This window comes from Algoriella sp., assembly GCF_036647415.1.
Lineage (GTDB): Bacteria > Bacteroidota > Bacteroidia > Flavobacteriales > Weeksellaceae > Empedobacter.
Map to the genome: position 1 here is coordinate 45,706 of NZ_JAVXKG010000022.1, position 12,939 is coordinate 58,644.

A 12,939-nucleotide genomic window follows, 5' to 3' on the forward strand; every position below is an offset into this window, starting at 1 on the left:
TGAATGATATTACGTAAAAAACTTCTCCTTGAGAAGATTATAAAGGTGTTTTTTTTGAATGTAAAGCTGAAATGAATTCAGCTTGACAAGACGTATTTTTTTTAACTCTTACTGATTGTTTTAAAATAAAATTATTAAAATGTATAACTCATATTCTAATATTTGTGTAATTTTACACTGTATTTCGAATCGTACTAATAATAGTAACGATACCAACCGAGAGTAGTCTCCACGGTGGTGAAACAATACGGGAATCAATCCAAAACAAACGTTATCTTCCCTATTTATCGAAATACAATATTGTTTAAAATTTAAATATTATTGTATGACACAGAACATTAATGAGCTTAATTTGGCTCCTATTTCTAATGAAAAATTAATTGATTTTATCAATCAACAATTACCAATTACAAATCCTGATTTGAAGAATCATATTATTGCCGAATTCAAGAATAGAGGGTTAGATTATCGCCATTTATACAACTCAAAAACAGATGAATTGAATATTAAATTACCGTTGAGTTTGATAGATGGTTGTTTGTTTGAGCGTAACATTCCGAAACCGCCTTTGGTTGGTAATTTTTATACAATAGTACATCGACTAAGAAATTTCTTGCAACATAGCAAAGAGTTGAATGGAAAGAAATTAAAGACTTTTCATTATATATACGATCAACTTTTTTTGCCTTACGATGTGGTGGAAATAATTTCGGAAGATGAGATAGGAAATCTAACCGAAAATGATGTTTTTGTAACATTCAAAAACTCAAAACAGCATTTCCCGAATGAAGCTGCATTGCAAAAAGTTCCGAAAAATCATTTGATTGTCACTGTAGATAAGGGCAACTATTATCGTGGATTGAACAAGGTTTATATTTCGTTGAATGATACTATTATCCGAGAAGAAAACTTGAATAACGTATCAGCTTAACTAAATTTGCTTTCGACAAATCTCTATATTTGTCGAAAGTATTTTTTTATGACACCAGAAAAGAGAGAATTAGTAGAAGCAAGTTTTAATCGTTCGGAAACCTTAAAATTTTATAACGCATCACTCGTAGAATGTGAAACAGACTATGTTTCGATCAAAATACCAAAACAGGAAATGATGACGCGTAAACATGGTATGTTTAACGGTGCTATGATTGCTTCTTTGGTTGATGTTTCTTCTGGATATGCGGCTGTTTCTCATTATGACGACGATTGCTATGTGGTAACAGTTGAGCTAAAGGTTAACTATTTGCGACCTGCTTTGGGTGATTATTTACTATCTAAAGCCTATGTGATAAAAGGTGGAAAAAAGATAAGTACCATACGTACAGAGATTTTTGTGGTAGATGAAACAACGAACAAAGAAACACACGCCGCTACTTCTTTGGTTACAATGATGAGGATAAAATAAAGTTTTTGAGATAATAACTTTTTATAGAAAAAATCCAAATTTCGAGTAAAATTTTGCAAGACTTTTTCTATCAAGAAATTAGTTTTTGAAGATGAAATTCTGTTCTCAATACAATTTTTATTCACTTTATTTTTAAAAATTACTCGTATTGACGAATTCTAAACAAAATCCACAACAGCTTAGAATATTTTCTAATAACACAATTAATTAAATCAATACATCTTGCTATTTTCTTCTGTTTAGTTGGGTTACTTTTATGAAAAATAACACGATGAGAATAAGAGAACTACAATTATTCACAACTAATTTAGAAAAAACAAAGTCTTTTTATACGGACATTTTAGCTTTTCAATTAATTGATGAAACTTCGAATCAATTTAGTTTACAAATTGGTTGGACAAGGTTAACCTTTGTACAATCGGAGAAAAAGCATATTTACCATTTTAGTTTTTTAGTCGATAAAAGTCTATTTGAAAATGCGTTTGAATGGATGAAAAATAGAGTTGAAATATTACAAACAAAAAATGACGAACAAATTGCTTTCTTCGAAAATTGGAATGCAAAATCATTTTATTTTTATGATGGAAGTGGAAATCTTGCTGAGATTATTACACATTATAATTTGGACTATCAAACTGATACCGAATTTGATCAAAATTCTATTTTAGGTATTTCAGAAATTGGTTTGCCTACAACTGATATTGAAGCTACAAATAAGTTATTAGAAGAAAAAACGACTTCTAAATTCTGGAAAGGTGATTTTGAAACATTTGGTACAAACGGCTCGGATGAAGGCAAGATTTTGTTAACCAATTACTTCATTAAAACAACTTGGTTTCCGACAACTAATAAAATAATTCCTACTCCGTTTACAGTTATTTTAGAAAATGAAAATCAGTTTTCAAAAGTAATTTTTGATAATAATAAATTAAACATATCTAATATCGCCAAACTATAAAAAATAAGCATTGAATAAAAAGCGATATCTTAAGGGTAAAAATAAATCGGATTGTAACTTTGTAGTTCAAATTTCTAAAAATGGTCAATTTTATTCTAATAGCTGTTTGTATTTTGGCTGGAATGGTTTTTAAAGCAACAAAATCTATTCATCCAGATGCGCATAAAGGAATCAATACTTGGATTCTCTATTTAGCTTTACCAGCTGTTTCGTTCAAATATCTTCCGCAAGTTGTATGGTCTAAAGAAATGCTTTTTCCCATATTTTCTACGGTAGTTATCGCGATAGGAAGTTTGTTTTTTATGAAATTCTACAGCAAAGCCAAAGGCTATTCGGAACGATCACGACGCACATTAGAATTGGCAAGTGGCTACAGCAATACCTCTTTTATCGGCTTTCCATTGATAGCAGCATTTTATGGAGAAAAATATCTGAGTATTGCTATTATTTGCGATCAAACCATGTTTTTGTGCTTGTCTACAATCGGAATAGTTTCTGCTCTGAAAGGTGGTAGCAACGGTTCTGGAGCAATAGATGCAAAATTTATCTTGAAACGATTGTTTACATTTCCTCCTTTTTTGGGTTGTATCAGTGCACTAATCTTATCTCAACTTATCGATTTATCTCCTGCTGAACCATTCTTCGACAAACTTGCCGCAACTGTTGGTCCATTAGCATTATTTTCGGTTGGTTTACAACTAAAATTTAATGGCTGGAGAAAACTATGGTCGCAAATATCAATGTCGATGTTATACAAATTAATGATTGCACCTGCGGTTGTTATGCTTTTAGCAGTTGTAATTGGTATAAAAGGTGATGTGGCGAAAATCTCTATTTTTGAGGCTGCAATGCCAACACTTGTTACGTCAAGTATTATTGCGGAACAGTTTAAACTCAATACTAAATTGACGAATTTAATTATCGGAATTAGTATTATTATTGGATTTTTCACCTCAGCTTTTTGGTACGAGATGATAAAATTGGTTATTGGGGAATAATTATAGTTTAGTTTCAAATTAAAGAATGTTTTCTTTAATTTGAATACACATATTAATTTATCTGTAGTTATTTCGTAGTGTTTTTTTTGCCTCTAAAAGTAGATTTTCTTCAAATTTCATCCGTTGTTCATCTCTACTCAAATCATTAAAATATAAAATCATTCCGTTATCAATCCAATCTTGAATTTCTCGATACCAAGTATATAAATATTCAAGATTCAATTCTTCACCAATATGTTCCCTTTCATGACCTTTCCAATCTATTTGCTTGTAAACATCATTGTCTAAAATCTTCATAATTTCAAAAATTTTATTAGGATTCTCAACAATTTTCATTAAATAATATTTGGTTAGAATTTTTGCAGCAGCCGTTTTACTCGGTAAATTAATTTGTAATTCATCTAATGAATGATTAAAATACTGCAATATTTCAAAAGAATTATCCTTTTCATCCATTCCTGCTAAAATATAAATTGATTCAGATTCTATATTTTCATTTAGAGCTTTCATAGCAATATTAGGTAACTCTTTTACCGAATAATTTTCTAAAACATAATTGGAAATACTTTCAATAAAATTCATTGTATTTTGAAGTAAAAAATTATAAATAACATCCGTTGTTCATTTTGAATTAAAATTAGCAAAATGAACAACAGGTAAATAACATTCAAATTTATAAAATCTCTTTCAAAAACAATAAAGTATGTTGCCAAGCTTTGTCAATTTTATTTATTTGTTTCAATTTCAATAATTTTCTTCCCTTTATCACCTAAATATTGAATTAAAAGTTCTTCATAAACCTTATATCCTTGATCAGAGTTCGTGAAAATTAAAATTCCTTGCTTTGTTTTAGGAAGAAAAACAACAAGGCATTGAGTTCCTAAATCAGAACCTCCATGTGAAATTGCAAATTCGTTATTGCCTAAATCATAAATAACCCAACCTAATCCAAAATATTGATTCTCCTTGATTTTAACTTGTTTTTGAAGCATTTCATCGTAAATCTTATCCGATAAATTTCCTCCATTCAACATATTCATTAAAAAATTTCCGTAATCTGCAATTGTCGTATGCAAATCATCTGCAGCATTCGCATTCTTATTTTTTAGGATATCATAAGGGTTTTCATCTTTATCATAACCAATTACAAAACGTGATTCATCTGTATTTTTTGTCCAAATAAAATCGGTATCTTTCATTTGCAAAGGCTCAAAAATCAACTCATTGGCTAATTGATTTAATGACTTCTTGAATTTAATTTCAAGTGCTTTTCTTAGATATTCAAAACCCTCACCAGAATAACTATATTTTGTTCCAGGATCAAACAGAAATTGCAATTTATTGTTCTCCGTTTCACTTCTCCAATTTGGAAAACCAGTTTGATGACTTAAAATAATTCGAGTTGTTAATTGTTTACTTCTAGGATCTTTCGCTATATCAGAATCGGTGTAAATTTTATAAATTGGTTCATCAATATTCCATTTTCCTAGACTTGTTAATCGCAAAGCAACCATTGCTGTAATAGGTTTGGTTAGAGAAGCTACGTTGAAAATAGAATTATACGGAGCAGCATTACCTTGAGAATTCTTACCAAAAACTTTTATTTGTTGCAGTTTACCATCCTCTATAATTCCAAGCCCAAGTGTATTGATATGATTTTCTTTAAGCCAATTACCTGTGAGTGAATCATTTTGAAAATGATTGGTTGTGATTTTCTTTTTTGAGTATGCTTGATGATCAAAACTAAACGAATTAGACAATTTCCATTCTCCATTTTCTAATTCCCAAACATTACTAAATTTTGCAATTCCTTGTTCTGTTTCTCGTTTTTCAGAAAAAGTATGTTCTCCATTTTGAACTGCTGCATAAAGAATTCCATTTTTATAAAGCGGAAAAATTTCTGTTTTATCTTTAATCAAAAATCTCTTTACTTGTCGGTTATCTTTATTATTACAAATTCCTGATTTAAGGTCAGAGATAAATTTTGTTTTATTTGAAATTCCATCTTTATCATGATAAAATTTGAAATGATTACTCAATAGATTTTCAAATTGAGAAACATCACACTGATTAAAACCTACATCAAATAATAGGCTATCTTTTGAAAGAATAACTTTATAAAGTTGGTTAGAATTTTCTGTTTGAGCTGAACTATTTATTGAACAAATACAAAAAAATAGTAATCCGAAGATGATTTTATTAATCATAAAATAATTTTTGTCAAATATTAAATTTCAAGTCTATCTATTCAAAAAAAACACCCGACAATTAGACGACAATCACCCGACAGAACTATATTATATTGAATTTCAATCTATAGCAAAGCTTTTTATTTCTGTCAATTTCAGCTAGATTACGAAGAATCAAAAACACATTGGATAAAATAATTCCAATCAAAAGAACAATTGTAAAAGATCTTCCGAGTTTTAGAAAAATTCCAAGCATAAAAACTATAGGAGCCAAGATGGTCCAAAATATTTGGAGAGAGACGATTTGTTTTGTCAAATGATTTTGTTGTTTTAAGGCAAATGAAAGTATCATTGGAACTAAAATATTGAGCGGCGGAAGTACAATAAATAGAACTGATGACAAATTAATTAGTTTTACTTTTTGGTAATCAATATTATTACTTTCAATAACTAAATCTTCAACTAGCTCATTAATTATTTCTTCAGATTTTTCTTCTTCAATATGTAGTAATTCATTTTCTGAAATTTGTAAAATAGTTGCAAGTGTTTTGAGTGTATAACCTTTTGGAACTGACCCCGACTCTATTCGTTGAATTGTTCTTACCGAAATTCGCGATTTCTCAGCTAATTCTTCTTGAGTTAAGCTTTGTTGTTCTCTAATCTGTTTTAGTTTTGACATGCTTTTTTATACCTATTTCCTAATAACTAATTTACAATTTTATTTCAAAATTTCTTTCAAAAACAATAATGTATGTTGCCAAGCTCTGTCTGCCATTACTTTATTATAATCAGGCGATTCTGGATTGGTAAATGTATGTTTAGAATTTGCGTATGTTATGATTTGCCAATCTGTATTTCCTGCATTCATTTCGGTAACTAAATTGGTCATATCTTCAGGTTTTACAGATTCATCATTTGCTGGATGTTCAATCAAAATTTTACTTTTTAAAGCTATATTTTTACGATCAGCCGCTTTTGCTAAACCACCATGAATAGACACAACACCTACAACTGGCAATTGTCCACGAGCAGCTTCTAAAGCTCCAGTTCCTCCAAAACAATAACCAATAACGGCAATTTTAGTTGGATCTACGCCTGCTTTTATTAATTCTTGTAAAGCCAGATTAATTCGTTTTTGATAAGCAACGTAATCGGTTTTATATTGAGTTGCAATTTTTGCCGCAGAAGCATTGTCTGTAGGTATATTTCCTTCGCCATAAATATCAGCTATAAAAGCAACATAACCTTGTTTAGCTAAATCTAAAGCAGCTTGTTTTACTTCGTTATCAATTCCTTTCCAAGCTGGTAAAATCAAAACTCCAGGCAGAGATTTCTTTGAAGATTCGGTGATTAAACCATTCAGTTTTTGAGAACCATCTTTGTAAACAACTTGTTTCAGATTTTGAGCATATAAACTTGTCATATTAAGTAGAATTAGCGTGAATATTGATAATATATTTTTCATTTTTATTTATTTTAAGTAATTAAGTTAAAAAGAAGTCATTATAAATGATAATATTTTTCTAAATTTAACATATTTTAAATATCTAATTAAAATGGAGTTAGTTACACTGAAAGTATTTGATAGCCCAATTGAGGCACATATATTGAGATCAAAATTAGAAAGTGAAAATATAGAATCGTTTGTATTTGACGAACATTCGGTTGGTATAAATATGCTTTATGCACAAGCTATTGGCGGTGTTAAATTAAAAATTAGACAAACAGATTCTGAAAAAGCATGGTCTATTTTAGAAGAAATAAATAACACAAAATATACCGATGATAACGAAAATATAATTGTTTGTCCTAGTTGTGGTGGGAATGATTTTTTTACCAATTATAAATCATCAAAGGGTACAAAAGGATTATTATCTACCCTAGCTTCTTTTTTATTTTGGGTATATCCTATTTATCAAAAAAATGTATTGAAATGTAAAAATTGTGATACCGAAATTGATATGTAAACACAAAAAAAAGAGCAACAATGACTTGCTGCTCTTCTGAACAAAAATATGATTATAATTGATTAAATTGTCCAACGTAGTAAACTTGCTCCCCAAGAGAAACCAGCTCCAAACGCAGTCAACATCAATAAATCTCCTTTTTTAAGTTTTGATGTATTTTCCCAAATACATAGTGGTATTGTTGCGGCAATTGTATTACCATAATGCTCAATATTTACTAAAGTTTTACCTTCTTCAATATTAATTTCATTTCCTACAGCATCAATAATTCGTTTGTTTGCTTGATGTGGAACCAACCAATTTACATCTTCTACAGAAAAATCATTTCGATTTAAAACATTGATACATGTATCACTCATGGATTGAATTGCATTTTTAAATACAACTTTTCCATCTTGTTTGATGTAACGTTTTTCATCTAACAACAATTGCTCACTGATTGGATGAAGAGATCCTCCACCTTCAATATTCAAATATTCTTTACCTGTTCCGTTGCTTAATAACAATGCATCTAAGATAGCTTCTTCGTTTGTTGGTTCTAACCACACAACTCCTGCTCCATCTCCAAATAAAATATTTGTAGAACGATCATTAATATTAACATACGCACTGATTTTGTCTGCACCAATCACCAAAACATTTTTGTAACGTTTTGTTTCTATTAACGAAGCACCCATGTCTAAAGCGTATAAAAATCCTGAACATGCAGCATTCATATCAAAAGCCCAAACATTTTCTATACCTAATTTATCACAAACAATATTTGCCGTTGCAGGCATCAACATATCAGGCGTAGAAGTCGCAACTATTAAAGCATCAACATCTTGTATGTCTTTTTGATAAGTTTCTATAAGATTAAGAATTGCACTGACAGCCATATCCGAAGTTGCTAAACCATCTTCTAAAATACGACGTTCTTTAATTCCTGTTCGCTTAACAATCCATTCGTCAGAAGTTTCTGTGATTTTTTCTAAATCAGAATTTGTTCTTCTGTTTTCTGGTACGTATCCTCCAATTGCTGAGATTTGCGCATATATTCTCTTTGTAAAATCTACCTCCATAAAATTCTTTTCATTCTAATTCATTCTCGTCATAGATAAAAAAGACGCATTCAAATGAATTAATGATACAAAGGTCGCTTCAATTTTACAATTTCAGTTAGCAAAATAAACGTAATAACTTGCCAAAAAGACGCAATATTTTTATTTTAGTAATATGATCAATTTCTTAAGTTGATTTAAAAGTAGTCGGAGAAACGCCAGTATAATTCTTGAAAAACTTACTAAAAACAGATGTATCGACAAAATTTAAATCTGTAACAACATCAGAAACACTGTACTTAGGATTTTTAAGTAAAACTTTTGCTTCTAGGATAATTGCTTCTGCAATAATTTGTTTGGGTGATTTATTAAAAACCTCAACAATAATTTTGGTTAAGTGTTTTCGACTAATAAATATTTCATCTGCATAAAATTGTACGTTTCGTTGGCGCCTAAAATGCGTTGAAACTAAATAGAGAAACTGTTTTGCTAATTCCTCTTTTCGCACTTCTTTCACTGTGCTTTTTGCTTTTACTGCACGATTATAGAAATCTCCCATCTCGTACATTAAGACAGAAAAATGATGCAAGACCAAATCTTTCGCAAATAAATTATCATTCTTGATAGTATATTTACTAATCTTATTGAGGTTGTAACGCATATCTCGAACCACTTTTTTATCTAAAGAAATGATTTTAGGATATTTAGAAGATAAAAATTCGACTAAATTATTCGATTTCACATGAAAACCAGCCTCAATAATTAAATCTGAATCGATAAAAATAGCTTGTACCGAAAAATCTTCCGAATGTTCTATAATCTCGAATAATTGACTTGGTAATACAATAATAATATCATCACGTTTGATAAGAGTTGGCTCAAGATTTACCGTTATTTCACATGTCCCTTTTGTGATTAAAATCAGTCCAAGTGAAGTAAACTTATACGGTTTATGTTTTACAAAATAATAATTATTCTCTGGTCCAACATCAAAAATAGCCAACCTCCTATCCGTAACCTCCTCTCTATATGTTCTTAAGATATTATCTATCGAATAAAGTTGAATATATTCATCCATCTATTTGCGTCTAAATTACAAATACAATATTAATTGATTTTTTTGACAACTAAAAAACTATATACGTCTTTTTTACCTTTATAAGCGTCATTTAGTTATATTTTAATAGCCTCTTTTCAAAGAAACTTCATTCAATAATGGTTGATTATTTAGCATATTCTTATAATTATCAGCCACTTGCACTAAAGCTGTCGTTGCATTTGTAACACTTGCGATATGAGGTGTAACAAAAATTTGTCGATTTGTCCAAAATAGATGATTTTCAGGCAAAGGTTCTTCTCTAAAAACGTCTAAATATGCCTCTTTTATTTTTCCATGTTCGATGGCTTTTTCCAAATCATTTTCTACCAAATGCGCTCCACGACCAACATTTATCAAAACAGTATTATCAGCACATTGATTAAAGAAATTTGTATTCAAAATACTTTCTGTTTCATTTGTTAAAGGCAAAATATTGACAATAAAATCTGTGTTTGAAATAGGCGAACCCAATTCATTTTCTCCAGCAAAAGACTCCACTCCTTTACTATTTTTCTCTGAATTTGACCAACCTTTTACTTTAAATCCTAAAGCAACTAATTTTTCTGCAACCAACAATCCAATTTCTCCTAAACCTAATATTGTAACAGTTGTTTCATTAATAGATCGATATGTTAATGGTTTCCAATCTTGCTCAAATTGAAACTGCTGATACTGCATCAAATTTTTCATAGAAGCCATTATACAAGCCAAAACATGCTCGTACATATCTTGTTTCAACGCAGGATCTACAATTCGTGTTACCTTAATATTTTCTGGAATTTCGGTATGCAACAAATGATCAATTCCTGCGCCAATAGACTGTACAACCTTCAGATTTGGAAAATCTGTAACATAACCAATATGCGGTTTCCATGTCACTATAAACTCAACATCGTTTGGATTTTCTATTTCTGGATAAACTTCTACTTTTGTTTCTGGCAATAATTCTGACAATTTTTGTTGCCATTCTTCACTTGATTTTTGACTAAATAGTATTGCGACGCTCATTTTTAACTTTGTTTAATAACAAAATTAAACATCTCAGAATTAGCAAACGATTAAATTAGACGATTTGTCAGTTTTGTTGGATTTGGATTAAATTTTGAATTAAATTAGATGAAATTTTAACTAAAAAAATACGATATAAATGAGCAATCCATTGTTAGAAAATTTTAATACGCCTTTTGATAGCGCGCCTTTTTCTAAAATTAAAAATGAAGATTACAAACCAGCTTTTGAACAAGCTATAAAAGAAGCAAAAGCCGAAATTGATGCAATTACGTCTAATCCCGAAGCGCCAACTTTTCAGAATACAATAGAAGCAATGGAACTTTCTGGTGAAAAATTAGGACGAATTTCATCTATTTTCTTCAATTTGAATTCTGCTGAAACAAACGACGAAATCCAACAAATAGCACAAGATATTTCGCCATTATTATCAGAATTTGGAAACGATGTTCGCCTTAATCAAGCGTTATTTGAACGAATAAAAGTTATTTATAATCAAAAAGATAAAGTCGAATTAAATCCTGAACAAGCTTATTTATTAGAAAAAAAATACAAAGGTTTTTCGAGAAATGGTGCAAATCTGAATGAAGATGATAAAGCAAAATTGCGTGAAATTGACAAGCAACTTTCGATGTTATCGTTACAATTTGGACAAAATGTTTTGGCAGAAACAAATAATTTTGAATTAATCATTACTGATGAAAATAATTTGAAAGGTTTGCCTCAATATGCAATCGATCAAGCGAAAGCAGATGCGGAACAAAAGGATAAAGAAGGTTGGTTGATTACATTGCAAGCGCCAAGTTATATTCCGTTTATGCAATATGCTGAAAACCGCGAATTGAGAGAGAAATTGTTTCGTGCGAATGGTGTAAAAGCGTTTCAAAATAACGAATACAACAACGAAGAAAATGTAAAACAATTGATAAAACTTCGTCATGAACGTGCTAATATTTTGGGTTACAAATCGCATGCAGCTTATGTTTTGGAAGAACGTATGGCAAAAACGCCTGAAACTGTTTTAGATTTTTTGAATGATTTATTAGTTAAAGCAAAACCATTTGCAGATAAAGAAATCAAGGAATTAGCAGATTTTGCAAAAGAAACAGATGGTATAGAAACGTTGCAACGTTGGGATCATGGCTATTATGCTGAGAAATTGAAACAGAAAAAATTTAGTCTTTCTGATGAAGCATTAAAACCATACTTTCAGTTAGAAAATGTGACACAAGGTGCTTTTGATGTTGCGACAAAATTATTTGGAATTACATTCAAAGAAATTCATAACATCGATAAATATAATGATGAAGTGACTACTTATGAAGTATTGGACAAAGATGGAAATTTCTTGAGTTTATTGTACGCAGACTTTTTCCCTCGTGCAGGAAAACGCCCTGGTGCTTGGATGACAAGTTTCCGTGAAGCTTCTAATGTAAACGGAAATGTAAAACGTCCGCACATTTCTATCGTGTGTAATTTTACAAAACCAACAAAAGATAAACCATCATTATTAACTTTTCAGGAAGTAACGACTTTGTTCCATGAATTTGGACATGCTTTACACGGAATGTTACCAAATACAACGTACGAAAGCTTAGCTGGAACTAATGTTTATTGGGATTTTGTTGAATTACCTTCTCAGTTTTATGAAAACTTTGCTTACGAACCAGAAGCGTTAAAATTGTTTGCAAAACAGTATCAAACAGGAGAAATTATTCCACAAGAACTAATCGAAAAAGTAAAAGCTGCTTCAAGCTTTATGGAAGGTTATCAAACGGTTCGTCAATTGAGTTTAGGATTATTAGACATGGCTTATCATGCAAATAATTTGAAAGAAATTAATGATTTGAAACAATTTGAAAAAGAAGCTTTCCAATCGACAGAATTATATCCTATTGTTGAGAATAATATGACAAGTACATCTTTCTCTCACATCTTTCAAGGTGGTTATTCATCAGGATATTATTCTTACAAATGGGCAGAAGTTTTGGATGCTGATGCGTTTGAATTTTTTAAAGAAACTGGAATTTTCAATCCAGAAACAGCTCAAAAATTCTACAAATTATTATCATCTGGTGGAACAATAGAACCTATGAAATTGTACGAAGAATTTAGAGGAAAAAAACCGACTCCAGATGCGTTATTGAAACGCGCAGGATTGGTAGAAGCTTAACTAAATAATTTATTAAAACCCGTTGTGCATTTTGAATTAAAATTCTTCAATTCGAGTGATTTTTAGAAATGACACTTCGATAAACTCAGTACAAGAATGAATAAA

The 12,939-nt window shown here is 30.2% G+C and carries 13 protein-coding genes and 1 riboswitch; of the genes, 6 read left to right on the forward strand and 7 right to left on the reverse strand.

Annotated features, from left to right (window positions below):
- Positions 1-174 precede the first annotated feature (174 nt).
- Positions 175-277, forward strand: a riboswitch (SAM-I-IV-variant riboswitch).
- 48 nt (positions 278-325) lie between these two features.
- The 4 genes from RSC72_RS10300 (at position 326) to RSC72_RS10315 (ending at position 3,358) form a co-directional block, all read left to right on the forward strand.
- Positions 326-931, forward strand: coding sequence for a hypothetical protein (locus RSC72_RS10300; RefSeq protein WP_332566240.1), 606 nt, complete (start codon positions 326-328; stop codon positions 929-931).
- A gap of 48 nt (positions 932-979) precedes the next feature.
- Positions 980-1,402: a PaaI family thioesterase gene (locus tag RSC72_RS10305; protein ID WP_332566239.1), complete on the forward strand. Its 423-nt coding sequence runs from the start codon at positions 980-982 to the stop codon at positions 1,400-1,402.
- A 271-nt stretch (positions 1,403-1,673) separates the two neighbouring features.
- On the forward strand, positions 1,674-2,360 hold the full coding sequence (locus tag RSC72_RS10310) for a VOC family protein (RefSeq protein ID WP_332545651.1): 687 nt from the start codon (positions 1,674-1,676) through the stop codon (positions 2,358-2,360).
- Positions 2,361-2,440: 80 nt separating this feature from the next.
- Positions 2,441-3,358: an AEC family transporter gene (locus RSC72_RS10315; protein ID WP_332545649.1), complete on the forward strand. Its 918-nt coding sequence runs from the start codon at positions 2,441-2,443 to the stop codon at positions 3,356-3,358.
- Positions 3,359-3,415: 57 nt separating this feature from the next.
- Here RSC72_RS10315 and RSC72_RS10320 read toward each other — a convergent pair whose 3' ends face one another.
- From RSC72_RS10320 to RSC72_RS10335, 4 genes are all read right to left on the reverse strand, one after another.
- A complete protein-coding gene (locus RSC72_RS10320; protein ID WP_332545647.1) occupies positions 3,416-3,940 on the reverse strand; it encodes a hypothetical protein in 525 nt (174 codons plus the stop codon).
- Positions 3,941-4,083: 143 nt separating this feature from the next.
- The gene (locus RSC72_RS10325; RefSeq protein ID WP_332545645.1) at positions 4,084-5,565 is read right to left on the reverse strand and encodes a serine hydrolase; all 1,482 of its coding nucleotides are present in this window, start codon (positions 5,563-5,565) and stop codon (positions 4,084-4,086) included.
- A gap of 85 nt (positions 5,566-5,650) precedes the next feature.
- A complete protein-coding gene (locus RSC72_RS10330; protein WP_332545644.1) occupies positions 5,651-6,226 on the reverse strand; it encodes a helix-turn-helix domain-containing protein in 576 nt (191 codons plus the stop codon).
- Between the two features lie 39 nt (positions 6,227-6,265).
- Entirely contained in the window at positions 6,266-7,012 is a 747-nt protein-coding gene (locus RSC72_RS10335; protein WP_332545642.1) for a dienelactone hydrolase family protein, read from the reverse strand.
- A 91-nt stretch (positions 7,013-7,103) separates the two neighbouring features.
- Between RSC72_RS10335 and RSC72_RS10340 the strand changes: the two genes are divergently transcribed.
- Complete coding sequence (locus RSC72_RS10340; RefSeq protein WP_332545640.1) at positions 7,104-7,514, forward strand: putative signal transducing protein; 411 nt, start codon at positions 7,104-7,106, stop codon at positions 7,512-7,514.
- A gap of 62 nt (positions 7,515-7,576) precedes the next feature.
- Here the strand turns inward: RSC72_RS10340 and RSC72_RS10345 are convergent, their stop codons facing one another.
- The 3 genes from RSC72_RS10345 to RSC72_RS10355 all read right to left on the reverse strand — a co-directional run bounded on the left by RSC72_RS10345 (position 7,577) and on the right by RSC72_RS10355 (position 10,661).
- Positions 7,577-8,575 (reverse strand): beta-ketoacyl-ACP synthase III, encoded by a 999-nt coding sequence (locus tag RSC72_RS10345; RefSeq protein WP_332545638.1) that lies wholly within the window; start codon positions 8,573-8,575, stop codon positions 7,577-7,579.
- Positions 8,576-8,741: 166 nt separating this feature from the next.
- Entirely contained in the window at positions 8,742-9,632 is an 891-nt protein-coding gene (locus tag RSC72_RS10350) for a helix-turn-helix domain-containing protein (RefSeq protein WP_332545636.1), read from the reverse strand.
- A gap of 102 nt (positions 9,633-9,734) precedes the next feature.
- Positions 9,735-10,661 carry a 2-hydroxyacid dehydrogenase gene (locus tag RSC72_RS10355; protein WP_332545635.1) on the reverse strand — a complete coding sequence of 309 codons (927 nt, stop codon included), beginning with the start codon at positions 10,659-10,661 and terminating at the stop codon, positions 9,735-9,737.
- Positions 10,662-10,800: 139 nt separating this feature from the next.
- Here RSC72_RS10355 and RSC72_RS10360 point away from each other — a divergent pair, with 139 nt between their 5' ends.
- Positions 10,801-12,834, forward strand: coding sequence for a M3 family metallopeptidase (locus RSC72_RS10360; protein ID WP_332545634.1), 2,034 nt, complete (start codon positions 10,801-10,803; stop codon positions 12,832-12,834).
- Positions 12,835-12,939: the final 105 nt, after the last annotated feature.

Excerpts from the sequence above, each read along its gene's own strand:
- RSC72_RS10300 (WP_332566240.1), top strand. The coding sequence starts at position 326 with ATGACACAGAACATTAATGAGCTTAATTTGGCTCCTATTTCTAATGAA.
- RSC72_RS10305 (WP_332566239.1), top strand. The coding sequence starts at position 980 with ATGACACCAGAAAAGAGAGAATTAGTAGAAGCAAGTTTTAATCGTTCG.
- RSC72_RS10310 (WP_332545651.1), top strand. The coding sequence starts at position 1,674 with ATGAGAATAAGAGAACTACAATTATTCACAACTAATTTAGAAAAAACA.
- RSC72_RS10315 (WP_332545649.1), top strand. The coding sequence starts at position 2,441 with ATGGTCAATTTTATTCTAATAGCTGTTTGTATTTTGGCTGGAATGGTT.
- RSC72_RS10320 (WP_332545647.1), bottom strand. The coding sequence starts at position 3,940 with ATGAATTTTATTGAAAGTATTTCCAATTATGTTTTAGAAAATTATTCG.
- RSC72_RS10325 (WP_332545645.1), bottom strand. The coding sequence starts at position 5,565 with ATGATTAATAAAATCATCTTCGGATTACTATTTTTTTGTATTTGTTCA.
- RSC72_RS10330 (WP_332545644.1), bottom strand. The coding sequence starts at position 6,226 with ATGTCAAAACTAAAACAGATTAGAGAACAACAAAGCTTAACTCAAGAA.
- RSC72_RS10335 (WP_332545642.1), bottom strand. The coding sequence starts at position 7,012 with ATGAAAAATATATTATCAATATTCACGCTAATTCTACTTAATATGACA.
- RSC72_RS10340 (WP_332545640.1), top strand. The coding sequence starts at position 7,104 with ATGGAGTTAGTTACACTGAAAGTATTTGATAGCCCAATTGAGGCACAT.
- RSC72_RS10345 (WP_332545638.1), bottom strand. The coding sequence starts at position 8,575 with ATGGAGGTAGATTTTACAAAGAGAATATATGCGCAAATCTCAGCAATT.
- RSC72_RS10350 (WP_332545636.1), bottom strand. The coding sequence starts at position 9,632 with ATGGATGAATATATTCAACTTTATTCGATAGATAATATCTTAAGAACA.
- RSC72_RS10355 (WP_332545635.1), bottom strand. The coding sequence starts at position 10,661 with ATGAGCGTCGCAATACTATTTAGTCAAAAATCAAGTGAAGAATGGCAA.
- RSC72_RS10360 (WP_332545634.1), top strand. The coding sequence starts at position 10,801 with ATGAGCAATCCATTGTTAGAAAATTTTAATACGCCTTTTGATAGCGCG.